16 protein-coding genes are annotated in these 25,087 nt (G+C 44.9%); 3 read left to right on the forward strand and 13 right to left on the reverse strand.

Annotated features, from left to right (window positions below):
• Positions 1-49: 49 nt before the first annotated feature.
• Complete coding sequence (locus ACOOEY_RS16215; protein WP_420385769.1) at positions 50-3,685, forward strand: alpha-amylase family glycosyl hydrolase; 3,636 nt, start codon at positions 50-52, stop codon at positions 3,683-3,685.
• 93 nt (positions 3,686-3,778) lie between these two features.
• On the opposite strand, the gene ACOOEY_RS16220 is transcribed toward ACOOEY_RS16215, so the two are convergent.
• On the reverse strand, positions 3,779-4,552 hold the full coding sequence (locus ACOOEY_RS16220; RefSeq protein WP_420385770.1) for an AMP nucleosidase: 774 nt from the start codon (positions 4,550-4,552) through the stop codon (positions 3,779-3,781).
• A gap of 32 nt (positions 4,553-4,584) precedes the next feature.
• Here ACOOEY_RS16220 and ACOOEY_RS16225 point away from each other — a divergent pair, with 32 nt between their 5' ends.
• Positions 4,585-5,040: a type I restriction enzyme HsdR N-terminal domain-containing protein gene (locus ACOOEY_RS16225; protein ID WP_420385771.1), complete on the forward strand. Its 456-nt coding sequence runs from the start codon at positions 4,585-4,587 to the stop codon at positions 5,038-5,040.
• A gap of 19 nt (positions 5,041-5,059) precedes the next feature.
• A complete protein-coding gene (locus ACOOEY_RS16230) occupies positions 5,060-6,145 on the forward strand; it encodes an alkane 1-monooxygenase (protein WP_420385772.1) in 1,086 nt (361 codons plus the stop codon).
• Here the strand turns inward: ACOOEY_RS16230 and ACOOEY_RS16235 are convergent, their stop codons facing one another.
• From ACOOEY_RS16235 to ACOOEY_RS16290, 12 genes are all read right to left on the reverse strand, one after another.
• Entirely contained in the window at positions 6,146-6,751 is a 606-nt protein-coding gene (locus ACOOEY_RS16235) for an intradiol ring-cleavage dioxygenase (protein WP_420385773.1), read from the reverse strand. It lies immediately after the preceding gene.
• A 100-nt stretch (positions 6,752-6,851) separates the two neighbouring features.
• The gene (locus ACOOEY_RS16240) at positions 6,852-7,394 is read right to left on the reverse strand and encodes an AAA family ATPase (protein ID WP_420385774.1); all 543 of its coding nucleotides are present in this window, start codon (positions 7,392-7,394) and stop codon (positions 6,852-6,854) included.
• A 237-nt stretch (positions 7,395-7,631) separates the two neighbouring features.
• Complete coding sequence (locus ACOOEY_RS16245) at positions 7,632-9,470, reverse strand: family 43 glycosylhydrolase (RefSeq protein WP_420385775.1); 1,839 nt, start codon at positions 9,468-9,470, stop codon at positions 7,632-7,634.
• Positions 9,471-9,535: 65 nt separating this feature from the next.
• Positions 9,536-10,288 (reverse strand): sulfite exporter TauE/SafE family protein, encoded by a 753-nt coding sequence (locus ACOOEY_RS16250; protein ID WP_420385776.1) that lies wholly within the window; start codon positions 10,286-10,288, stop codon positions 9,536-9,538.
• Between the two features lie 5 nt (positions 10,289-10,293).
• On the reverse strand, positions 10,294-11,811 hold the full coding sequence (locus tag ACOOEY_RS16255; protein ID WP_420385777.1) for a sulfatase: 1,518 nt from the start codon (positions 11,809-11,811) through the stop codon (positions 10,294-10,296).
• A 219-nt stretch (positions 11,812-12,030) separates the two neighbouring features.
• Entirely contained in the window at positions 12,031-14,301 is a 2,271-nt protein-coding gene (locus tag ACOOEY_RS16260; protein ID WP_420385778.1) for a glycoside hydrolase family 3 N-terminal domain-containing protein, read from the reverse strand.
• A gap of 5 nt (positions 14,302-14,306) precedes the next feature.
• Positions 14,307-15,101: a prolyl oligopeptidase family serine peptidase gene (locus ACOOEY_RS16265; RefSeq protein WP_420385779.1), complete on the reverse strand. Its 795-nt coding sequence runs from the start codon at positions 15,099-15,101 to the stop codon at positions 14,307-14,309.
• Entirely contained in the window at positions 15,094-16,446 is a 1,353-nt protein-coding gene (locus ACOOEY_RS16270) for a glucoamylase family protein (RefSeq protein ID WP_420385780.1), read from the reverse strand. The genes ACOOEY_RS16265 and ACOOEY_RS16270 overlap by 8 nt, the downstream gene beginning before the upstream one ends.
• Positions 16,447-16,469: 23 nt before the next feature.
• Positions 16,470-18,425: a glucoamylase family protein gene (locus ACOOEY_RS16275; protein ID WP_420385781.1), complete on the reverse strand. Its 1,956-nt coding sequence runs from the start codon at positions 18,423-18,425 to the stop codon at positions 16,470-16,472.
• A 78-nt stretch (positions 18,426-18,503) separates the two neighbouring features.
• Entirely contained in the window at positions 18,504-20,288 is a 1,785-nt protein-coding gene (locus ACOOEY_RS16280; protein ID WP_420385782.1) for a LamG-like jellyroll fold domain-containing protein, read from the reverse strand.
• 14 nt (positions 20,289-20,302) lie between these two features.
• Positions 20,303-21,844 carry a RagB/SusD family nutrient uptake outer membrane protein gene (locus ACOOEY_RS16285; RefSeq protein WP_420385783.1) on the reverse strand — a complete coding sequence of 514 codons (1,542 nt, stop codon included), beginning with the start codon at positions 21,842-21,844 and terminating at the stop codon, positions 20,303-20,305.
• 17 nt (positions 21,845-21,861) lie between these two features.
• Positions 21,862-24,915, reverse strand: coding sequence for a SusC/RagA family TonB-linked outer membrane protein (locus ACOOEY_RS16290; RefSeq protein WP_420385784.1), 3,054 nt, complete (start codon positions 24,913-24,915; stop codon positions 21,862-21,864).
• Between the last annotated feature and the right edge of the window lie 172 nt (positions 24,916-25,087).

Raw genomic sequence — 25,087 nt, forward strand, 5'->3', positions numbered from 1 at the left:
CCCTTCGCTTTTGAGACAGCCTCTTTCCCCATTAATAACCACCAGACCTATGATCAGATTTTTCCTACTTTCTCTATTTATTCTCAGCGTTTCACTGGCCAGTGCACAGATTGTGACTATCGACCCGGCTTCGGCTACAGGCGATGATGAGATTACCATTTACTACGATGCTTCTCAAGGCACAGGAGGCTTAGTTGGTGCCACCAAAGTGTATATGCACTCCGGAGTAGTAACCGATTCTCCCTCAGGAACAGACTGGCAAAATGTAATAGGAAACTGGGGAGCTGATGATGGAGTAGGTTTGATGACCAAGGTCGATGGTGAAGATGATTTGTGGGAAATAACCATCGGTAAGCCACGTGACTATTATGGCGTTTCCGCCAATACTCCGATCTTCAGACTATCGATGGTTTTTAGAAATGCCGATGGTTCGGCTGAGGGCAAAGGAACACCCGGCAACTTCTCCGGTGGCTTTGTGGCTTCCAACGGAGATATTTATATCGATCTGGTCGTTGACAATTTCGTCACTATCCAGCAGCCAACTGAAGAGACTATTTTTCTGGGCAATGGTGAAACCATTAATATATCTGCCCAGGCCTCCTCATCCGTAACCGCAATGTCTATTCTTATTGATGAGGGAAATGGTTTTGTTGAGAAGCAATCAGTGACTTCCGGCACTACCATCAACTTTGAATTCGACCCGGCACAAAGCTTTAACGGAAGTCTTAAAGTTACTGCTACCATCAATGGAGAAGAGGTGAGTGATGAACAGAGCCTCAATGTGGTACTTACCGGAGAAACACAGGTACTAGCTCTTCCCGCGGGGCTTAAGAAGGGAATAAATTACCATACCGATCAGACAAAGGTGAGTCTGGTATTGGAGGCTCCGGGGAAAGAGTTTGTCTTTGTAGTGGGTGACTTCACCAACTGGGAAGTGGATGCAAATTATCTGATGAACAAGACCCCTGATGGAGAACTTTTCTGGATTGAAATTACTGGTCTGACAGCACAACAGGAATATGTTTTTCAATACTGGGTAGACGGTACAATTACCGTTGGCGATCCTTATGCCGATAAGGTAGCTGATCCCTGGAACGATCAATACATTCCTCAGTCGGTGCATGGAGCCATTCCACAATATGATAAAACCGATTATGCCATTGCCACCACGTTGCAAACCGGACAAGCTGAATTTCAGTGGAATGCTTCAGAAGACAGCTGGGAGAGACCTGCAAAAGAGGAGCTGGTTGTTTATGAATTGCTGGTAAGAGACTTTATCGGTACACATGATTACAAAGACCTTATCGACACGCTCGATTATATCCAGAACCTGGGTGTTAATGCCATCGAATTGATGCCCGTCATGGAATTTGAGGGCAATGAATCATGGGGTTATAACCCTATGTATTTCTTCGCTCCCGACAAGTACTATGGTACCAAAGATGACCTGAAAAACTTTATCCAGGCCTGTCACGAAAGAGGGATTGCTGTAATCCTCGACATGGTTTTAAACCATGCTTTTGGTCTGAACCCGATGGTGAGGATGTATTGGGATGCTGCGGCTAATAAACCTGCAGCGAATTCACCATGGTTTAATACAGATGCTACCCACCCCTTCAATGTGGGCTACGATTTTAACCATGAAAGCACATACACACAGAACTTTGTTGATTCAGTAAACAGATACTGGATTGAAGAATATCATTTTGACGGTTATCGCTTCGATTTATCCAAAGGGTTTACCCAGAGGAATACACCTAATGACGTTTCTGCCTGGTCTTCTCGGGATGATTCAAGAATTGCTTTACTCACCAGGATGGCAAATAAAATCTGGGAGGTCGATCAAAATGCCTATGTCATACTGGAGCACTTTGCTGATGGGTCGGAAGAGACTGCCCTGGCGGCTGAAGGTATGTTGTTGTGGCGCAATATGGGCTATGCCTACCATCAGGCTTTAGGAGGTGAAACCAATGAGTCCTTTACCGGGGCCACTGCCGAATCACATGTTTCTTATATGGAAAGCCATGATGAGCAAAGACAACTGTACGAAGTCTTTAACAATGGACTCAGTAATGGTAGCTACAACACAAGAGATACGACACTGGCCATTGAAAGATTAAAGACCAATGCCGCTTTCTTCTTCAGCCTTCCCGGTCCTAAGATGCTGTGGCAATTCGGTGAATTGGGCTATGATATAGATATCGACTTTAATGGTCGCGTTGGTAACAAGCCTTTACCCTGGGGGAATGAAGGTCTGGGTTATTATGAGGATGAACTGAGGCAATATCTTTATGATGCCTTCTCAGCGGTCATCAGCTTAAGAACTCAGTTAAACGAGCAGACCAATATCAACTATACCTATGACTTTAGCGGAGATGGCAGGTCAATCATTATCGACTCTGATGGGTTGGATGCCGTCATCATCGGTAATTTTGGACTGGAAAGCACTGCTGTCGATTATCAATTTACGGAGACAGGTAATTGGTATGATTACTTTGAGGGTGATGCACTTGATGTTACCTCATTATCGGCCAGTACCACTTTGGAATCAGGTTATTTTAAAATCTATACCAATCAGCAAATATCTAATGGCTTCAATGAAGTGGTGGAAGCTTATCAGATTCCGGTAACCATCGATCCCGCTGAGTTTGGTTCTGACACGGAGATCACCATTACCTTCGATGCTACGAAGGCCAACCCTGATGGTACCAACGGACTTGTAGGAGCAGATAAAGTTTACATGCATGCAGGAATAGTTTATGACGATTTCAGCGGCACCAACCTTGAAAATATCGTGGGTAATTTAACAGACGATGGTGTTGGCCTGATGACAAGAGTATCAGGAGAGACAGATCAGTGGGAAATGACTATTACCCCATCGACTTATTTCAATATCACCAATGGAGAGCCTACCCGAATAGGTATGTACTTCAGAGATGCTGATAATACCAATTTGGGTAAAGGCTTCAGAGGCAGTGTAATCTATATGAATATGGAGTTGAACGGAGATTTGATAAGCGTTTCTCCGGCCAGCTTTGATCAGGATACTCAGATTACCATCACCTTCGATGCCAGACAGGGAGACAGGGGATTGCAGGGAGCCACAACCGTTTATATGCATTCAGGGGTAGTAACAGATTCAGAAACTGGAACGGACTGGCAAAATGTAGTTGGTAACTGGGGTCAGAACGATGGAGTAGGTCAAATGACCCAATCTCCGGATAATGCCAATCAGTGGACCATCACATTAACCCCTTCTGACTATTATAACCTTGATCAGGTAACAGCAGCCTATCGTTTGGCAATGGTCTTCAGAAATGCAAATGGTAGCCAGAAAGGTGCAGGAATTGAAGGGACTTATGAGTGGGGAGAGGTTACGGACAACGGAGATATATTCTTCAATTTCCCTCTGATCAAAACGGTTCAGTCTATTGATGACGAACTCCCGGGCTTTTCTTACTATCCCAACCCAACCCAAAATCTGATTCAGTTTTCGGGAGAAATACCTGGCAGACTTAAGTCACTGAATGTTCATGATCTTAGTGGTCAGGTTGTCTATCAGAGGAGCATCAGTGATAATCGTTTGGAGCCGATTGATCTTTCAGGAGTAGACTCAGGCCTTTACCTCATTCGTGTTGTCACAGAGACCAAAAATTACACCTTCAAGGTATTGGTAAGGAAATAAAAAAGACTGATTCAGGAAGCGAGAGTCTATTACTGAATACAATTCAGTAAACCCGGGTGCTTTTTGAATCAGTCCTTTGTTAATGCAAAGATCTTACTCGAAGCGCATATGCTTCACAGAATCTCCGGAGTCACGGAGTTCTCTCAAGGCATCGATACCTATGTTCAGGTGAGCTGTTACATAGTCTGAAGAGACCTTTTTGTCGCTTTCCTCTGTTTTTACCCCTTCAGGAATCATTGGGTTATCCGAAACCAGAAGAAGAGCTCCCCTTGGAATTTCATTAACAAAGCCTACCGTGAAAAGCGTAGCAGTTTCCATATCAATGGCCATCGCTCTGATTTTTCTAAGGTACTTTTTAAAAGCTTTGTCGTGTTCCCAAACCCTTCGATTAGTGGTATAACAAGTGCCGGTCCAGTAATCCATTTCATGTTTTTTGATCATGGATGAGACAGAACGCTGAAGACGGAATGAGGGTAATGCCGGTATTTCGGCTGGCATATACTCATTACTGGTACCCTCACCTCTAATGGCAGCAATAGGGAGAATTAAATCACCCAGCTGAGTCTTCTTTTTCAATCCACCACACTTACCCAGGAATAAGACTGCTTTCGGATGAATGCTTGACAAGAGGTCCATGATGGTTGCCGCCATTGCACTACCCATACCAAAGTTGATGATGGTGATGTTTTCGGCCGTGGCGCTTTGCATGGGCTTATCTTCGCCCTGCACTTCCACACCGAACTGGTCGGCAAACATATGAATGTAAGAGATAAAGTTGGTGAGCAGAATGTATTCACCGAAGTCTTCCAAAGGCACGCCCGTATATCGGGGTAGCCAGTTTTCAACGATTTCTTGCTTGTTTTTCATCAAATAATGTTAGGTCTAATTAGATTTGCCTGATGCTGAAACTCAACCTGCCGACATATCAATACCGACTTGAGAATAGAGGCGGCAAGTTATTCATTTTCGATCCCATTAGAAAGAAGTTCATTCAATTGACACCCGAAGAATGGGTACGTCAGCATATTCTGAATCACCTGATTCAAAACCTGGGATATCCCGCTTCACGCACCAGAGTGGAGTCCGGTTTAAAGTATAATGAGCTGCAAAAGAGGAGCGATATTCTGATTTATAACCAGCAGCTAAAGCCTTTGGTCTTGGTGGAATGTAAAGCTCCATCGGTGAGCCTGGGTGAAGGTGTAATAGAACAGATTGGAGCTTACAATAAGATTTGCCAGGCACCATTAATTGTTATCACCAATGGGGTGAAAACTTTCGCAGGTATTTGCAGGGAAGGCCAGTCATTAGAGATGCTTCAGCAAATTCCTGACTATCAGCTATTGAAAGAAATGTAGAGAAGTATTAATTTTCTACATGAGTATGATTAAAAAGTTGGGTTTCCTGACAGCCTTTGTCATTCCGGCCTTAACCATTGCTGGATTCTACCTGGGGGGCTATTGGAATTACCTGACTGTTCTATTCGTATTCGTCATCATTCCCCTGGCCGACTTTCTGATAGGAGAGGATCCTGAAAACCTTTCAGCAGATGAGAGCCGAAAAATTGCAGAACAGTTTTACTATCGATTCATCACCTTTATCTGGACTTACTTCCAGTTTGGCTTTTTACTTTGGGGTGTCTGGGTAATAAGCACCGTATCACTTGATTTATCAGAGTGGATTGGCTTTACCATAAGCTTCGCCTTAGTCACTGGTGGAATCGGTATTACTGTGGCGCATGAACTGGGACATAAGAAATCCAGACTGGAGAGGTTCTATGCCAAGGTGTTGTTGATGACGGTTACCTACATGCATTTTTACATCGAGCATAACAGGGGGCATCACGTTTATGTAGCCACACCTCGTGACCCGGCTACCAGCCGAAAGAATGAGGCATTTCCTGTCTTCTGGTTGAGGTCGGTCTTTGGGAGTTATAGCAGTGCCTGGAAGCTGGAAAATGAGCGAATGAAGAAAAAGGGACTGGGCGTCTGGAGTTTCAGGAATAATATGATCTGGTTCACTTTACTGCCTTTCCTGTTTTGTGCGCTGCTCACACTGGCCATCTTTATGATTAATGGCATTTGGGTATGGCAGGTGCCTGTATTTTTCCTGATTCAAAGCATACTGGCTTTTACTTTACTGGAGCTGGTGAATTACATAGAGCATTATGGTATTGTCCGTAAGGAAGTATCTCCCGGTCAATACGAAAGGGTTAACCCAATGCACTCCTGGAATTCCAATCACAGGCTAAGTAACTTCTTTTTGTTTCAGTTGCAGCGTCATTCAGATCATCATGCCAATGCTATTAAGCGCTATCAGGTATTGAAGCATTACGATGAGTCGCCACAATTACCTTCAGGCTATCCGGCCATGATTTTACTGGCGGCTATACCTCCTTTATGGTTCAAATGGATGAATCCAAGATTAGCCGATTGGGAACAAAAGGTGTACTTTAATCAATAGCTAGTGGTAATGGGGAATATTCTCCCCCAGAATAATATTTCTTTCTACTAATAAATAATTGCCCTGCTGCTTCGGGCTCACAATGCCATTACCTCCCCGGTTGCTCATGTTATTGCGGATTTTGGTGGTCAATAGTGGATCTTCTTCAAAATGAACTGAATCGATCCAGTACTCCTTTTTACCGGGCTCTTTTATTGTCATGTGAATATGAGCAGGATCTGTTCTACTTGGATAACTGGCCGGTTGAAAAGTATAGAAAGTGTATCGCCCATTTTGGTCAGTGATTGCCCAACCTCTGATATAACCATGTCTTCGAGCCCAGCCACGTTCATTCCCCTGAGTTGGATAGATACCCTCACGGTTGGTGTGATAGACGTAGATAATTACCCCTTCAGCCGGTGTTTGACCATCACTTTCGAATACGGTTCCTGAAAGCACAAGCTTAGGTTCGTTTTTCTGAAAGTCTGGAAGGGTGTCGGTTGACTGAAGTGGTTGATCGCCATATTCGAGTAAGGCTTCACAACCCTCGCATCGGCCTCCAAGCGTTTGTGTATGGCCAATGAAGCAGGTTAACATCAGGCTGATAAAACAGGTAAATTTTCTCATACTCCTGTTTACGTGTAGGGCTTGTACAGGCTTTTGGTCTTCGACAGAAACCAAGTGAATTGGGATAAAGAAGGGGTTTAAGCCATTGGAAGTAAGTGACTTAATGAACCAGTTCTTTAATTTTCTCAAGGACTACCTCCATGCGTTCATCATTAGGCAGATCTCCGATTTCGATGTGTTTGCAGCTAAGTGATTTTGCCCAGCTGAGGTGTAAGCCTATATTTCTGCCACTGAAAAGAGGGTCGTCATAGTTTCTGGCCCATTCCAGAAATTCCTGTGATTTGGCCTGCATTTCCGGATCTTTGAGCAGGCTGTCACCATATCGCTCAAGCTCTCGTTTCTTGAGTCGGTTCATTCTCACGTTTTGGGGTAGTCTCAGCAGTACTGCCAGATCGAAGGCTGAACTCCAGTATTCACCCCAGCTTACCAATGATCCGCTAACAATGGCATTGTCTACTGCATTTAAGGCTCTCTTGAGATTGTCAATTCTCTGGCTTCGGGCAATTTTAATCTGATAGGGAACCTGAGTTTTTACCCAATAGAAATCATCCACATCGAAATGCGTGTAGCCCAGTTGTTCAGCCAGACTGGCAGCCAAAGTTGTTGTTCCTGCTCCGGAACCTCCAAAAATGATGATTTTCAAACCGCTAAGGAATAATCTAGTGCATCAGGTCTGGATAGACGTTGCCTGATGGCATTCTAAATAAGTAGTGCGGATAGAATGTCTACCTGTTCCTTGTCGAGAGGACAATGTTGATATTAATGTTTCAAGTCTAATACTTTTTGCATGAGATAAAAAGGCATATTGGATCAATTTCAGCTTTTGTAGGACCTTCTGCCTGTCAAAAGCAATTAAGTGTTTTTGAAATGACCCGATGGCTTATTGAACCAATTTGATTTCACTTCTCTCCGATATCCCATTTTCATCAAAGGCTTCTACCTGAAAATAGTAAGCATTGTCTGTATTGAGTGCTCTGAGTTCATAACCGGGTTCTCCATACATGAGAGCAGAAAGGTTGAGTTTATCTTTATCGACTCCCCAATAGATGACATAACCAGTAGCGCCTTCAACAGGTGACCAACTGAGGTCTGCATTTCTACGGTCTTGTTGCCTTTTCACCGTGAAGTTTTCCGGTGTTTCGGGAAGTGCTTCTTTACCATTACCGAAAACCCTGAATTCTGAGATAGACAGGTACTGGTTTGTACAATACACATGGTTATACCTCACATACCTAGCTTCAACCGGATTGTCCAGTTCAATGTAACCATGAGGCATATCTCTCTGATTGTTGGAATAGTCGGCAATGGTTTGCCACTTTTCACCATCTACCGAAGCTTCTAAAACGAATTGCTGTCTCAGACTGTCAGGTCGGCCAAAGATGGTGCTGTTAAAATCCTGAAAGTTGATTTGAATCGCTTTCACGTCCATTATCTTTTCCATGTCTATTGATACATAGATAGAATCATCGTTGGCCTCAGAAACCCAATAGGAGCGAATCTCTTCATCATTGATACGTTCAATGCTGAAGTCCCGGATTTGCTCCTGCATGTAGCCTGATTCACTTTCATCCACCACATTAATATCTTTATTCACCAGTCCGGAGTTGGTCGTTACAGGCTTATTATAGCTCAATAACATCCATCCGGTAAAGCGTTCTTTGTGACTGTCCACTTCGGTATCAGGCAGATAATGTGGGTAATCGCCATAAGCTGTATTGACATACATCTGGCCATTATCTTCAAAGCCTGCCGGGTACATCCCTATGCGTCTCTCAAACTTAAAGTTGACCGAAATGGCCATGGTGGCATAATGCCAGTAGTTACCATTGTTGTCTTTTACAGTACTGCCATGACCTGAGCCTTTGAGAAAGCCACCTGGTTTATAGGAAATGGGGTTATAGTCGGCATATTCAAAAGGACCCAGGGGGCTCTTGCTGGTATAGACTCCGTCAGCATAAACATTCCATTGTGTGCCCGGAGCACCGTATTCCAGGTAGTAAGTATCTCCATGCTTCACCATCCATGGGCCTTCAATGTATGGCTTGATATCCGATTTATGATCTTGCCCAAATCGTTCCCAGCCATGTTTTTCAGGGTGAAGCTGAAGCAGGTCTACCTGCTCACCTATGGGTACGTAGTAATTGTCAGGGTCCAACTCAATACCATGAATAGGGAAGGTGTTGGATGATTCTTCATAGAGGTAGACTTTGCCATCATCGTCTACAAAAAGCATGGGGTCTTGCGTGCCATTAGGCATGTTAATGACTGCGAAGTTGGTTGTCCAGTCTCCAAGGTCAGGATTATCCGTTTCAATCACAGCACCTCTGCCTGATGGATCTCCCAATACAATGATTTTATCATCCTTTACAGCGGCTGCAGGGGCATTGCTTCCATTGAAATACCAGCTTCGAGGTCTGATGAAAGTCCAGTTACTCATGTCATCAGATGTCCAGTAGCCATGAGATCTGGTTACAAACATGTAATACTTGCCCTTGAAGTTAACTATGGCCGGATCGGCTCCGGAACGGTAAGAGACATTGTTGTTGGCCCGGTAATGCGACATGTAGGAATAGTCGATGTCAATAGGATTACAATAGGTCTTATAGTCTCTGAGCTCAGCAGTATTTGTGGCCTTTGTTGTCGACTTATCTTCTTGTGGTCCTGAGCAGGCTAATACGAGCAGGAGAGTTAAGAAGGAGAGGTGCTTTATGTTTTTCATGATCTTTGCTTTTTAGATGAATCCTCTCTCTGATAGGAGAGGTGAAGTTTTCGCTTCTTCTTTTTTCAATAGAACCACACTTTAATCAGGGTGGCTACAATCATTAGTATGGATATCACCTTTGCCCAAAGGTGTGCCTGGTTGTTTTTACTGATAAACCTGGCAGCACCATAAGCTCCAATAACCTGACCGATGGTCAACAGAATGGCTGGTCGCCAAAGGATATGATCTGTCAGGCTAAAGTAGAGCGTAGTTGGTACGGTGTAGATGAGTATGATGATGAGTTTGTAGGTATTGGACTCCTGATACGACATCTGATAAGCTCCCGAGAGTATACTCAGAATAAGGATACCGACTCCAATCTGAATGAATCCACCATAAAATCCCCCAAGAAACAGAAGGAGGCCAATGAGCCATGTCGACTTAGGTATACCAAGACTCAGCTTTCTGAAAAGACTGGAGGGCAATATATAGGTCATCAACAGGCCCATCATGACAATGGAGGCAATCAGGTTAAAGGAATTGTTGGATACCAGGGTGGCACACCAGGCCCCCAGCATGGCCCCCAGCAGGGTAGCTAGTATTGGAGCAGGCTGTAAGCTCTTTAAGTTGAAATGATTGAATTTCCTAAGAACGATAATACCTGTCAGGTTCTGGAAGAAGACTCCCGGACGGGTAGTGGTATTGGCTGCTACCAGAGGGATTCCGGTGAGGGTCATGACACCCATACTAAAAAGCGTTCCGCTTCCTGATATGGTATTTACAATGCCTGCCAGAAGCCCTCCGGTAATCAGCAATATGTCATTGGTCCATTCCACACAGTTTAGAATGTTCCCCTGTATTTATGGTCGAACCGTGGACCGTTGCCATCTGTTTTTAGTGGCATCTGCATGCCATTGGTTTCTTCCAGCCACTGGAAGAGGTCCTGTCTCAGTTCCTTTGAAATATCGGCATATTCAGGGTTTCGAATGAGATTGTTCATTTCCCATGGGTCATTCTGAATATCATATAATTCGTTGATGTCCCAGATACCATGATACCTGATGAACTTGTATTGTCCGGTCCTTACCGCATAAGTTGTTGGAGTCTGAGGGAATGGCCTTTCCCAGAAGTACTCATAATAGATCCGTTCTCTCCAGTCCGTTGGGTTTTGACCATTGAGGATTGGCAGGAAGCTTTCTCCATCCATATTCTCTGGTTTTTCCAGGCCGGCCATGGCCAGAATAGTTGGGCCAATGTCTATGTTCTGGATCATCTGTTTCACCTTCTGTTGCTTGAGCACATCTTTACCGCCATATACCAGTAAGGGAACTCTAATGGATTCTTCATAGGCCTGACGCTTATCAATCAGTCCGTGTTCTCCAAAGGAGAAGCCATTGTCACCCATGTAGAAAACCAGGGTGTTGTCAATTTGCCCACTCTTTTCCAGTTGATCGAGGACAGCGCCAATGCTTTCATCTACTGACAGCAGGGTTTCAGTATAGAGCTGGTAAAACTCATCGAAGTTGATCTGACCATGATACATATAGTCCACACCATGCCAGCTGTTTCGTTGATTCTTTACCCAGTCGGGCACATCGTCATAGTTGTAATCCGGGTTTTTCTCCGGATACATGGTAGGAGGATAGCTTGGTTTCTCATTGGCGTAAACACCCTGATGGCGTGGTGCAGGTTTAAAGTCTGCATGAACACCTTTATGAGATAAATAGAGGAAGAAGGGTTTAGAACCGTCTCTTTCTTCCAGCCATTTAACCGCTTCATCGGTAAGCAGGTCTGTAATGTAGGTACTGTCGCCAAAGGTTTTTTCTTCGCCATTCACGTTGATCAACGGGTTGAAATAATTCCCCTGGCCTTTCAGGCTAAACCAATGATCGAATCCTTTTCTGGGGTCGGCATGGTGTTCACCCATATGCCACTTACCCATGAAGGCTGTCTCATAGCCGGCAGCCTGGAGGTATTGAGGGAAGAACCTCACACTGTCAGGTATCAGAGACTGATTATCTACTACCTGATGGTGGTGCGAAAACTGTCCTGTTAGAATAGAAGCCCGGCTGGGCGAACAAAGCGAAGTGGTTACAAAAGCATTCTCTATATGGGTGCCCTCAAGTGCCATTTTATCCATATTTGGGGTTTCCAGAAAAGGTACCTTGCCTGTGAAGCCCATGAAGTCATAGCGGTGGTCATCACTGAGAATGAAAACCACATTCATGGGTTCAGTACCTTCGATTTTGTCCAGCTTCAGCACATCAGCTTCGGTACTGCCTTCTGGAGCGGTACACGAGAAGAGGCAGGTCAGCAGGATGGCCAGAAGACTGGTAAGCTTGGTTTTTTGGTTGATCATATCTTCGGGTTTATTATGTAATATCAAAAAAAGGGCAGGACCCCGATTCTTCAGCGCGTTGAAAAATCAATTGATCCTGCCACATGATTGTCCTGGTTTTTACTTTCCGGCCTTCACTCACCGAATACTCCTTCCTGTCTTGCCCATTGACAGCAGGGACTGAGAATGATATTGAGAGGGCTAAGTCGATTGCACTTTCGGAAATCAAGGACATTATCTTTATTTCAATGTAAAATCACCTTCAAGGTGTTCCGCTGAGCTGGTGCCTATAAATACTTTAAAGTCACCGGGCTCTGCTTTGTAGCTCATGTCGCGCGTATAAAACTCCAGGTCTTTAGCACTAATAGTAAAAGTCACCTGTCTGGACTCACCAGGATTCAGGCTTATTTTCTCATAACCTTTCAGTTCCTTCACCGGCCTTGTGACACTGCCTACCAAATCTCTGATGTAGAGCTGGACTACTTCTTTTCCGGTATACTTTCCTGTATTTTTGATAGTAGCACTTACCGTTATGGAACCGTCCATAGTGAGTTCATTACTACTCAATTGAAGGTTGCTATACTCGAAGTTTGTGTAACTCAGTCCATAGCCAAATGGGTATAATGGCTCGTTAGACACATCGAGGTATTTGCTGGTATACTTGTTATTCGCATCGAAAGGCCTTCCTGTGTTCTTCATATTGTAGTAGATCGGAATCTGCCCTACACTCTTAGGGAAGGTGATGGTTAGTTTACCTCCCGGATTGTGGTCGCCAAACAGTGTTTCGGCAATGGCCTTTCCCGACATGGTGCCCAGATGCCACGCGTTCATTACTGCAGGAATGTTTTCGTCAATCCAGTTGATGGTCAGAGGTCGGCCGGCCATTACAACAGCTACTACCGGTTTACCCAGCGCATGAATCGCTTCAATTAATTCCTGCTGCGGACCCGGAAGTCCGATTTCTGAGCGGCTGGCAGCTTCACCGCTTTGGGTATAGTCTTCGCCAATAGCCATAATGACCACATCTGATCTGCGAGCTGCAGCCAGGGCTTCTGCAAAACCTGATTGGTCATTGCCATTGAAGCCTGCTCCACGGGCATAGTTGATGCGCACATCAGGAGCGGTTTGCCTGATACCTTCCAGTAATGTCACTACTTTGGTTTCATCTCCGGCTACGTGCCAGGTTCCCAGCATGTCTTTTTGATTATCAGCCAAAGGCCCGATGAGTGCGACTGATCTGGTACTTTTGGACAGTGGTAGCAGGTTTGACGCAGCATTACCTGCCGGCTCATTTTTTAACAGGACAATTGATTCTTTGGCAGCCAACAGGGCATGGTCCATCAATTCCTGTGAATAGAGGGTTTCCTGTTCGCGGCTTTTGTTCAAATAGCGATACGGATCATCAAAGAGTCCTAACTTATATTTCATTTCCAGTACCTGACGAACATATTCATTCAAAGTCGATTCCTTGATTTTTCCTTCTTCCAATAGTTCCGGAAGGTACTGACTGTAAACACCACCTTGCATGTCCATTTGGACCCCTGCGTTGAAAGCCAGCTCAGCGGCTTCCTTCAGGTCGGCTACTACGCCATGAGGTACCATTTCGTTGATAGAGGTGTAGTCAGTTACCACGAACCCATCGAAGCCCCATTCATTTCTAAGGATTTCAGTCATCAGGTAATGACTCCCTGATGCCGGAACACCGTCTAATTCATTGAATGAGGTCATTACGGTAGCAGCACCGGCATCGAGTGCGGCTTTGTAAGGTGGTAAGTAATTCTGTCTCAACTCACGGTCAGACATATCAACCGTATGATAATCTCTTCCAGCTTGCGCTGCGCCATAAGCAGCAAAGTGTTTCACGCAGGCCAGAATGGTGGTGGGGTCGCTCAGATCCATCCCCTGAATTCCACGAACTTTAGCGGCACCAATGAGGCTTCCCAGGTATGGGTCTTCGCCATTACCTTCCGCAATACGCCCCCATCTTGGATCACGTGCGATATCAACCATTGGGTTGTAGGTCCAGTTGATACCAGCTGATGCCGCTTCTTTGGCTGCCAGATGTGCCGATTTCTCTATGATGTCCATATCCCAGCTGGAGGCTTCTGCCAAAGGAATAGGGAAGGTGGTTTTATAACCATGAATCACATCCAGGCCAAAGAGGAGGGGAATGCCTAATCTCGTTTCTTCCACTGCGATGCGCTGAAGGTTAGTGGCATAGTCTACTGTATGGGCATTGAAGAGGTTTCCGGCTCTTCCGGCCCTGAGTTCGTCCATGTAGTCATCCCTTAAAACAGGTCCGGTTACATCCCAGCCACTGGTATAGAGGGTGAGCTGACCGGCTTTCTCTTCAACCGTCATTTGGTTGATGAGTGAATCGATAAAGGCATCCATTTCGGAATCACCCGAAGTGGATGTAGTCTGATTGCATGCAGAAAAGGCAATCAGAGAAATTATGAGCAGGACAAACAGGTTGGCCCATTTGATTTTGTACTGCGCTGAATTTTTCATGAGTACTATTTTTTAGTTTTTGAAAACAACCATGACAGGAGTTCAGGTTCTGCAAATGCCGGATCCCAGCTATTGTGATTGGCATCAGGATAAAGCGTGAGCTTTACATCACCTCCTCTGGCCTCAATGGCATCAGCCATGTCCTGAGAGAAGTGTGGGGGTACTATATCATCCTTCAGTCCGTGAAAGATCCAGAAGGGTACTTTTTTGGCGTATTTCTTTGCACTTTTTACATGGTCTCCACCACAAATAGGTGCGGCTGCTGCGAAAACGTTGGGTCTTCGGCTCACCAGTTCGAATGTACCCATGCCTCCCATGGAAAGGCCCATCACGTACATGCGATCGGTATTGACGTAACTCAGTTCCGTGAGTGAGTCAACCAAAGAGAGAAGTCCCTGCATGGCTTGTGTTGGCTTTTTACTGGTTTTGAAGAAAGTGAAGTGCCTTTTGCCATTTTCATCCTGCGGACGGTAGACATTGGCCCAGTAATCATCTGGCGGGCATTGTGGGAAGATAACAATGGCTGGAAACTCTTTACGGTTGGCTTGATCGATAAACAACTTACTGCCATGAATCAGCTGTCTTTCGTTGTTCAGCCCTCTTTCGCCTGCACCGTGTAGGAAAAGCAACACAGGATAGGTCTTTGACTCATCAAATCCTTCTGGGTATAAGACCCTGTAGTTTAATGTGCCGCCCTTGTATTCGTGTTGTTTAGCCTCGAATATCTCTTTGGCCTGTTGTGCTTTCAGGGTTAAGCTGAATAGGCCCAATGCGATGATTATGGTCAGAAACTTATTCATATTCAAATCCGAGTTTATCTAAACCTTTCTTCACTTCAGGAGCCGACATGAATAGATTCCAGATCAGTCCTGTTCTGTAATTCTCAATCATGACCGGGATGGGTCCCTGATCAATGGCCAGGTATCGAGGCAGGTACCAGTTTTCCTGTAAACTAAAGGCATCATAAGGACCAAAGTCGCCTACCAGGCTATCGAGGTCATTATACAGATGCTTGAGCATGGCCATACTCTCATCTGGTGTGTAAGGGAAAGAGGAGAGCGCGGCAGTTGGAGAGATCACACTTAGGTCTCTGTCAGGTCTGTGTCCGGCATAACCTCTCATTGAGTAACTGGAAGTTAGTCCCCAAAGGTCAGGTCCATAGCCTTTGAATTCATTCGGGTTGTCTACACTATACTTGTAGTGAATGAGTGCATGGTTCTGGTTTAGTTTCCAGTAGTCAGCATACTGGTCCTTTAGTCCTTTAGGGTTAAGTCCCAGGTAAGAATAATGTGCCCAGAAGAGCGGTCCTACCGGTGAATCGTTGGTTTCATAGTGGTTTAGTTCAGTCTCAAGTCCATAGAAAACCGTGTCTTTGGTGATTTCACCATGGTTGGTCCATCCTTCATGATATACTGCAGGGTCTATGCTGTGAGTTGGCGATGCTGCTGCCATCACATACATAATGAGGCATTCGTTGTAGCCTCTCACGTCAAAGTTCATTTCCCAGGCATAGTTGGGTGACCAGTGCCAGTAAAGTACATTTTCACCCTTTGTATGCCAGTTGAAGTCAATACCTTCCCAGATGGCATTGATGCGTTCAGCTAGTTGGGCCTCACGTGGATTATTTTTATCCAGGTACTGTCTGACAGTCAGCAGGCCGGCAGCCATGAATGAGGTTTCCACCAGGTCGCCACCATCATCTTTCTGGCTAAAGGGAGCCACTTTTCCTGTCGTACCATCCCACCAGTGCGGAAATACTCCATGGAATTTGTCGGCTTTTTCCAGAAAGTCAGTGATTTTCTCAAAGCGCTCTATTCCTTGTTCCCTGGTAATGAATCCTCTTTCAATACCTACGACCAGCGCCATCAGGCCAAAGCCTGAACCGCCCGAAGTAATGATATCTTTATCATGACTTGGGTAGATATTGTCCATATGGTAGCGCTCTCGGGCAAGCCCACTGTTAGGTTCTGCACCTTCCCAGAAGTATTGGAAGGTCTGGTATTGTACAAGGTTTAAAAGGGAGTCTTCCTCATTTTGGCTCACCGTATCTACCTGATTTCCGGTAGCTTTGGATTGATTGCATGCATTGATCGTCAAGCATAAGGTCAATGCCAGCAGGCTTTGAAAAACTGTCTTTCTGTTCATTTTTTAAGGTTGTCTATTCTCTATTAGTAGCTAGTAAATCCGAGTTTGTTAAGGCCATTCGAAATTTCTTCGTTGGCCATAAAAAGGTCCCAAAGCAGGGCCGTTCTGTAATTCTCAATCATGACAATGATTGGTCCCTGGTCAATGGCCAGCGTTGAGCTGGCTACCCAACCTTCTGTCAGGTTAAAGGCATCGTAAAATCCGTATTGTCCCCAAAGCATATCTCCCATGATGTAGTAGAAGTGCTTCATTGCCGCCAAAGATTCGTCTGGTGTATAGGGGAAAGAAGAAAGGGCTGCGGTAGGTGTAATGACGCCTTTGTCATTGGTTGGAGAATGTGCTGAATAACCTTCATGGTTATCACTTGCGGTTAATCCCCAGGTACCTTCACCGTAACCTACAAAGTTTTTAGGGTTTGCCACTGAATAGGCATGATTGATTTTTGCATGAGCAATATTCTGGTCCCAATAGTTGGCGTAAGTATCTTCCAGGTTTCTTGGGTCCAGTCCGAGGAAGGAGTAGTGACTGAAGAAAAGAGGCCCACCATAGGCACTGCCCAGAGGTAGCGTAAACCCGTAATAATCACTATTGTTGGCCATGTTGCCATTGTTGGCCCAGCCTTTTGTATATACATCTGCCGAAATGGAATGAGTAGGCGAGGAGGCGGCTAATACATAAACAATGAGAGATTCATTCCAGCCACGGATTCTCAGGTTCTTTTCCCAGCCAAAATTAGGAGACCAATGCCAGTAGAGTACATCCTGCCCTCCCTGAGTGTACCAGTCCCATTCTACTTCTTCCCATAGTTGGGTAATGGTATTGAAGATATTTAATTCCTGTGCATTGCCTACGTTCAGGTACTCTCTTACTGTGAGTAAGCCCTGAATCATAAAGGCTGTTTCCACCAGATCACCACCATCATCATTGGCACTGAACGGAATGGTGACTCCGGTATCTCCATTCATCCAGTGAGGCCAAACGCCATGAAAACGGTCAGCATTTTTCAGGAAGTTGACGATCTTCTGAATTCTGTCGATGCCCTCCTGACGGGTGATAAATCCACGCTCAATACCCACCAGAATGCTCATGACACCAAAGCCTGAACCTCCTATGGTGACAGTATTGCCGGAGCTGTTTCTTTCTCTGGCCAGTCCACTGGTTGGATGCCCAAAGTCCCAGAAGTACCTGAAGGTTTGCTCCTGCACTTTGGTGAGTAATTCTTCATCGGTTATTTCCGGGAACTTATAGCTGGGGTCCAGTTGCGTGTAGAACTCCAGGCTGTAACCTTCAAACCCACGGCCTTCGGCACTTACCAGGTCATCAGAGATGCTGAAGCTGTATTTTTTGATGTAATCGAGTGATGAGGTTGGTGTCACGGTAATGGTTTGGTCATTATTGGAGGCTGTCACGTTTACCGAACGTCCGCTTAAGCTGAAAGCATTGCGGAATGAGGTGACATTGACTGCTGTGCTGAACTCGAAGGTGAGAGTCAGCTGTGGATCGATGTTCTGTACCCGTGGATTATTACCCAGAGCCTGTCCATTGAATGAAACGGACACTATTTCTAAGTCACCTGCCTGCGTTTTGAATTCAATGTTTACAGGTGAGATGGCTGTACCATCAATATTTTTCAGTTCCTGTTTTAAGGAAAGGGTATAGGTGGTGTTATTGTCTAAGGTGCCGTTGACGGCTACTATGGCTGAGGTGCCTTGTGAGAGGAGGGAGATAGTTTTATTGACAGGTTGACCGCCTTTACTTAACTCTATTCCTGCATTAACCGTGCTTTCGTCTACGGCTGATGAAAAGTTGAGCGATAGGGTTTTGTCTACGGGTATGTTATCGACCACATCGCCAGTAAGGCTCAGTTGAATCGACCCGGCAAAGGCACTGTTGAGTTGAAAGCCTTCTGCATCAGCTTCATCTTTATTACATCCCACAAAGATCAGGGACAGGAAAATGGGTAGCAGAATTCTTTTCATGAGATATGTAGTAGAAACAATTGGGGATTTCAGTCAATACTGAACCCCCAATTGTTGATTAATTATTGATTTAAAATCTTATCTGGCGGCTTTGATGGCATCAATTTCTGCCTGCGTCAATGCTTTGTCAAAGATTCTTAATTCATCGATTGAGCTCAAATCAGATTTGTGATTCCACTCACTGAACCTTGGCACTCCTGATCCAATTGACATGATGTCACAATTGGTCCAGTCGATGCCTGTAATGGTAGATTCTTTTACCATTACACCGTCAAGATAAACTCTGGCTTCTGTACCTGAGATGGTAAAGGCAATATGTACCCAGTCAGTTACCGTTGCCGGGTCGAGGTCGGCAGCAGCGCCACCATCTACCCAGGTATCTGCTGCACCTGTACCTACATTCAGCTTAAAGCGTTGTTTACCACCGGCATTTTCTCTAAAGAATCTGAAACCACTGGTTCTGTCGTTTTGAACATCAGGGAAACCCGCATTGTCACTATCCGGAGGTCCGATAGTCAGAATACCTGCTCTGTCAGGAGTAGCATCCATCTTATACCAGAATGAAGCACTGAATTCGCTGGTTTCTAACGTTTCAGTAGGGAAAGTCAGATATGAGTCAGTAGCACCGGCATAGGCATCGCTACCTCTCAATGCTTCACCGGCATAACCAGGGCTACCTACGGCCGTTGCGTTGATACCTGAAGCTACATCGGTATAGTTTCCATTGAATGGCATGTAGAACTTCTCGCCAAACTCACCATTGTAAACTGTTCCACCATCATCGTTGATGATGTTCAGAATTTCTGATTGCGTAAGAGCCGTATTGAATAAGCGCAACTCATCCATATAACTCTGGTCTGAATTATGCCCCCAACCTGTGAACCTTGGAGCACCAGACATGATAGAGATAATGTCACAGTCAGACCAGTCAACACCAGAGAAAGTACCGGTTTTGACTACTTGTCCATTGATATAAACGGTAGCTTCTGTCTGAGAAATAGTGAAGGCGAAGTGTACCCACTCATCAGTTCCCGGAGTTACATCAGCAGCAGCGCCACCATCGAACCAGCTTTCACCGGCTCCGGTACCCACATTGAGTTTGAAGCGTTGCTTACCTCCGGCATTTTCTCTGAAGAATCTGAAACCATTGGTTCTTTTATTCTGTGCATCTGGATTGGCTGCATCAGGAGGTCCAATGACAAGGATACCTGCTCTGTCAGGAGTAGCATCTACTTTCATCCAGAAAGCAGCACTGAACTCATCTTCCAACAGGTCTGCAGCCGGGAAGGTAAGGTATGAATCGGCAGCACCTGCATAAGCATTGCCACCCACTTTGCCTTCTCCTGCGAAACCAGTATTGCCCACTTCAGTAGGATAGGTTACGCTAAGCAATTCAATGTTGTCGCCATCGAATGGCATGTAGAATACCTCTGACTCGTATTTAGCAGTATAAGGAGGAACCTTTGCGAAAGTGACACTTTCGGTGGTGGCTTTGTTGTTAATATCAGTGGCTGTGATGGAGAGCGTGTATTCTCCATCAGTCAGCTCACTGTAGGTATATTCACCAACAAATCTCCTGTAATCTGTAAACTCGTTGAATGAAGCAATTTCTGTATTGTTCAGTTTTACACTGATGCTGGCGATTTCAATATCGTCACTGGCTTCGAATTCAATATTCACTGAAGTAACAGATTCATACACCTGAATTTCAGTACCGTTCTGAGGATAGGAAATCGTGATTTGAGGTGCGGTGGCATCTGCTCCCGGCTCAACTCTGTCGATTTCATCCAGAAAGCTGTCCTTACATCCTGCTACCAGGAAGATCAGTAAGGCAGTAAAGAGTAATGATTTATATATTCTCATGACTTGTTCTTTTCTTAATTGTCAGATAGTTGGGTCAACAAATCGAGCTGAGCTAATGGATAAGGGATGAACTGGTCTTCAGCTCCATAAGTTCTTCCTCCATAATTCAATTCGGTGGTCTGATTGTTTCTTACCAGGTCATGGAATCTGATACCCCATTCCATACCGAATTCTGCGAATTTCTCGTCAAGCACATTGGCCATGGTTACACCAGTGATGCTGGTCAATCCCGCTCTGTTTCTAACAGCATTTACTGCATCATCAGCACTCATAGCAGAGCTGGTTGCTCCATTGAGCATAGCCTCGGCATGCATCAAAAGGATTTCAGCATATCTGATTACCAGGAAGTTTTTGTTCTCGCCATATCTGGTTCTTCCGGGAGTAAGCTCATTAGAAGGCAAATAGTGCTTGCCGCTTGAGAATTTAGCTCTTGGGTTAGGCTGGCTGTCAGTTCTTCCGATTACATCTCCATCACGGGTTGTATTAGATACAAAACCTGGTAAGGTGGCATAGTTCGGGTCAGACTGAATCATTTCAATTCCTTCTCTGGTGAACAATACCGAAGTTTCTAATCTCACCGTCTCATCTCTATCGAGCATAAACTTGATGAACTTCATTGAAGGCTCCCAGAAACCCCATCCGGCACCTGAACCTGCTACTGCAGGAGTCCAGTTGTTAGGACCGAAGAACTGGTGCAGGTAGTATTCTGCATTACCAGAGCTTTGTCCGAAGTCAGAATACTGGAATTCAAGAAGACTCTCGTTGCTCAGTTTTCCGGCTGTTTTAAATAACTCATAATAGTCATTGTAAAGCTCGAAAGCGCCTGAGCTAATGATCTGGCTGGTTGCATCGGCAACACCCTGATAGTCTTTCAACTCCTGCATGGCCATGGCCTTTACAGCCAGCGCAGTGTAGCGGGTGATACCTCCTTTAATGTCTGTTCTCTGGTTAGGACGAATAGTCGGCAATAAAGGAGCCGCCTCGTCCATTTGAGAAACAATGTGGTTCATTACCTCTTCCTGAGTAGAAACAGGAGTGGTGTACAATCCGTCAGTCTGAGAGCTGTTCGGGATAAGGATTTCTCCCCAGAGTTTACTAAGCTGTAGAAGCTCCCATGCTCTCATTACCTTAATTTCCGCCATGTATTGATCTGCTTCGGCAGGGTTTGGCGCAAACTCCTTGTACTTCTCAATTTCCTCCATAGCGGCATGCCACTTGATGATATCATCATAGAAGTTGAGCCATACAGAGTTGTACATCCAGAAAGAACGATCGTATCTGAACTCATCAGTTTCTGTCAATGGAAACTGGTCTCCGGCAGCATTGACATCGTCACCTCTAACGGAAACAATAGGGAAGGTTTCCCACTGCAAATCGTAAAGGATGTCGTAAGAACCGATTAGCAATTGCTCCATATTCTGAGTTTGTCTGTAATCGGTACCTTCTACAAGCACCTGTTGCTCAAGCGGGTCATTCAACTGGTCAGTACAACCGTTGGTAACGGTTACAGCCAGAGCAAGGGCTATTAGACTTTTGAAATTCTTTATCTTATTCATTTTCAATGTCTTTTATCTTAAAATTTGATATTTAAGCCAAGTGTGTAAACAGCAGGAATTGGGTAGGTCTGTCTGTCGATTCCGTTAGCTACTTCAGGGTTGAATCCGTTGTAGTTGAACAGTGTCAATGGCCTTTCAGCAGTGAAAGTGATCTTGGTGTCAGGCATTTCAGTGCCTAATACTGTCTTGTTGATCAGGTTGTAAGTCAATCTAATGTTCTGGATTCTGAAGTAAGATCCGTCTTCAACAAAATAGTCACTCATATTCTGGTTCCATCCTTTTCTCAGACCGGCAGCTGAAGGGTACTTGTTAGAAGTGCCTTCACCAGTCCAAAGGTTATCGGCCAGCTCTGCATCGATGTTAGTATCTGTGGTGAAGATGATTTCACCTCTTTTTCTGTTCAGAATGCTATGTCCTGATTGTCCCTGGAAGTCAGCAGACAAATCGAAGTTCTTATAGCTCACAGCGAAGTTGAAACCATAAGTCAGGGTAGGCAGGTAAGAACCGAGCACTACTCTGTCATTATCGTCAATTACACCGTCACCATTCTGATCAACATATTTGAAGTCACCCGGCTCAACACCTGAGTTGGTAATGAATTCTGAGGTATAGCCGCTGTTGTCGATTTCAGCCTGATTCTGGAAGATACCGTCTGTTTTGTAGCCAAAGAAGGCTTGCAGCGGATTGCCAATGATTGAACGTTGTCTGAACTCAGCAGAACCTGCATCGAGATACTGAGGTCCACCCAGGCTCAATACTTCATTGTTCAATGTGGCTAAGTTACCACCAATGCTGTAGCGAATACCTCCGGGAAGATCGTCAGACCAGTTCATAGCCAGTTCGAAACCTTCGTTTCTGATGCTGGCAGCACTTCTTCTCACATTCTCCCTGATTAGTGGCAGAATGATAGTAACTGCTGCATCTTTTGTATCTCTCTGGAAGTAATCGGCTTCGATTGAAAGTCTTTCATTAAACATTCTTGAGCTGATACCCACGTTGATTTCTTCTGTAGTTTCCCATCTGTCTACAAAGTCAAAAGTTGGGATGACCACGTTACCCGGAGTTCTCACACCATCGATGGCTACGAATCTCTGTTCTACCGTTGGAGCTCCAACTGAGGCCGTGATACCGTCATTTCCTAATTGACCCCAACCGGCTCTTACTTTCAGGAAGTCTACCATTGGTGCGTTAAAGAATTCTTCTTCTGTCAGTACCCAACCGGCACCTACAGTGAAGAAGTCACCCCATCTTTCCTGGAATTTGTTATTGCCATCTCTTCTGTATGTTCCATAAAGGAGGTATCTGTCATCGTAGTTATAAGCGACACGGGTAAAGTAGGAGGTACCATAGATTTTGCTACCAAAGTCGCCTACACCGCCTTCATCAATCTGATCAGCCAAAGAAAGGTACCATAGTTCTTCCTGTACCCTGTTCGGAGAAGGGTCTAGTTCAGTACCTCTGGCAAATACACCTTCGGCAGTTTCATTTCTGTAAGAATAACCTAATACTGCGGTAAGGTTATGCTGATTGAATTGCTTGTTGAAGGTCAGGTAGTTATCCCAGATTTGGTTATAAGTAGTGGCGTGGCTTCTTCTCAGAGAAGAAAGGAAGTCGGTTACACCATCACTGAACTCAAAGTTGATGTTTCTGGAGTTAATCTGCGAGAAGCTGTAATTATAGGCAGTTCTGGCAGTTAACATATCAGGGATAATGTCTAGCTCTGCGTAGAAGTTACCGAGGAATTTGCCAATCTTATTTCTGTTGTCGTTATAAAACAGGTCGTAAAGCGGGTTTTGAGAGCCCCTGTAACCCAATACCTGAGCATTGGAGAACATGTTTGGAGTGGCCGCGGTGTTCTGGTCATCATAGACCGGAAGAATTGGCACGGCAAAATAAGTTTTAAACCATACTGAGTTTTCAGCAACGTACTGAGTACCATTACTGATATTGATGTTTCCACCCACTCTGAAGTTTTCAGTAACATCGAAATCTATTTTCGAACGGAGGTTAAGTCGTTCATACTCGTTTCTGGTGAACTTGAGCAAACCGTCTTGTTTGAAGTAGCTAACGCCTAATGAGTAACGGCTTTTATCGCTACCACCGTTTACAGATAATGAGTGGTTTTGAATAGGGGCATACTCTTCCATGACCTGGCTATACCAGTCAGTATTCACGGCAGGAATGTTAGGGTCTATTCTGCTTCGTCCAAAACGCTGAAGGGCATTGTCGATAAATGCCTGATCTGCACTGGATCCTGTAGCTAACGCATAGTTAGTGAACTGCTGCGAGTTGGCTACTTTCAGTACGTTCTGAGCAGTCTGGATACCATAGTATCCGTTGTAGATAATTTCAGCTGGTTTATTATAGCTACCTGATTTGGTTTCGATCAGAATAACTCCATTCGATGCCCTTACACCATAAATGGCAGATGCTGAAGCATCTTTCAAAACAGAGATCGAAGCAATATCTGAAGTGTTCAGGAAGTCTATGCTACTAAAGAACATGCCATCCACTACATACAGGGGAGCAGCATTTCCCTCAAGGGAACCAACACCACGAACCCTTACGGTTGGAGCTGCTCCGGGAGCACCACTGCTTACTACCTGTAAACCGGGCACCTTACCTTGTAGTGCCTGCATGGCTTGTGCAGTGGGAGTTTTGTCGATTTCTTCTGTTTTAATAGTCGATATCGAAGAGGTGAGGTCTTTCTGTTCCTGGCTACCATAACCAACCACTACAATTTCACCTAACTCACTAATGTTGGGTGCCAATGTAATGTTGATAGTGGTTTGATTGCCTACCACAACTTCTTGGGTGACAAATCCAACGAAACTGAATACAAGGACCGATTCGTTGCTGGCTACTTCCAGCCGATACCGACCGTCAATGTCGGTGGTAATGCCGTTGTTAGTGTTCTTTTCCCGAACAGTAACACTCGGCAGGGTCTGTCCATCTTCAGCAGATCGGACAGTTCCCAAAACTACTACTGTCTGTGCGCTCAGTGGTTGAGCTAAAGCACACATGAGCAGTACCGGGAGTACTTTCAAGTACGAGCTTAGAGTTTTCTTCATGCCTAATTTATTTGTTTTGCTAATAGGTAATGTAGTGGGAGTAAATCGTTTGAAATACTCTAAGTAATTGTAGAGCTTGTATAGAACAGACGCAAATAGTGAAAAGGGAAAAGTTGATTTTTTGGCTTAAAATGGACTTTTAAAAGCAGTGGATTTTGCGCTTGGATATCAA

It is taken from the genome of Roseivirga sp. (assembly GCF_965216855.1).
GTDB lineage: Bacteria > Bacteroidota > Bacteroidia > Cytophagales > Cyclobacteriaceae > Roseivirga.

Excerpts from the sequence above, each read along its gene's own strand:
- ACOOEY_RS16285 (WP_420385783.1), bottom strand. The coding sequence starts at position 21,844 with ATGAATAAGATAAAGAATTTCAAAAGTCTAATAGCCCTTGCTCTGGCT.
- ACOOEY_RS16215 (WP_420385769.1), top strand. The coding sequence starts at position 50 with ATGATCAGATTTTTCCTACTTTCTCTATTTATTCTCAGCGTTTCACTG.
- ACOOEY_RS16260 (WP_420385778.1), bottom strand. The coding sequence starts at position 14,301 with ATGAAAAATTCAGCGCAGTACAAAATCAAATGGGCCAACCTGTTTGTC.
- ACOOEY_RS16235 (WP_420385773.1), bottom strand. The coding sequence starts at position 6,751 with ATGAGAAAATTTACCTGTTTTATCAGCCTGATGTTAACCTGCTTCATT.
- ACOOEY_RS16220 (WP_420385770.1), bottom strand. The coding sequence starts at position 4,552 with ATGAAAAACAAGCAAGAAATCGTTGAAAACTGGCTACCCCGATATACG.
- ACOOEY_RS16225 (WP_420385771.1), top strand. The coding sequence starts at position 4,585 with ATGCTGAAACTCAACCTGCCGACATATCAATACCGACTTGAGAATAGA.
- ACOOEY_RS16270 (WP_420385780.1), bottom strand. The coding sequence starts at position 16,446 with ATGAACAGAAAGACAGTTTTTCAAAGCCTGCTGGCATTGACCTTATGC.
- ACOOEY_RS16230 (WP_420385772.1), top strand. The coding sequence starts at position 5,060 with ATGAGTATGATTAAAAAGTTGGGTTTCCTGACAGCCTTTGTCATTCCG.
- ACOOEY_RS16255 (WP_420385777.1), bottom strand. The coding sequence starts at position 11,811 with ATGATCAACCAAAAAACCAAGCTTACCAGTCTTCTGGCCATCCTGCTG.
- ACOOEY_RS16290 (WP_420385784.1), bottom strand. The coding sequence starts at position 24,915 with ATGAAGAAAACTCTAAGCTCGTACTTGAAAGTACTCCCGGTACTGCTC.
- ACOOEY_RS16275 (WP_420385781.1), bottom strand. The coding sequence starts at position 18,425 with ATGAAAAGAATTCTGCTACCCATTTTCCTGTCCCTGATCTTTGTGGGA.
- ACOOEY_RS16245 (WP_420385775.1), bottom strand. The coding sequence starts at position 9,470 with ATGAAAAACATAAAGCACCTCTCCTTCTTAACTCTCCTGCTCGTATTA.
- ACOOEY_RS16280 (WP_420385782.1), bottom strand. The coding sequence starts at position 20,288 with ATGAGAATATATAAATCATTACTCTTTACTGCCTTACTGATCTTCCTG.
- ACOOEY_RS16265 (WP_420385779.1), bottom strand. The coding sequence starts at position 15,101 with ATGAATAAGTTTCTGACCATAATCATCGCATTGGGCCTATTCAGCTTA.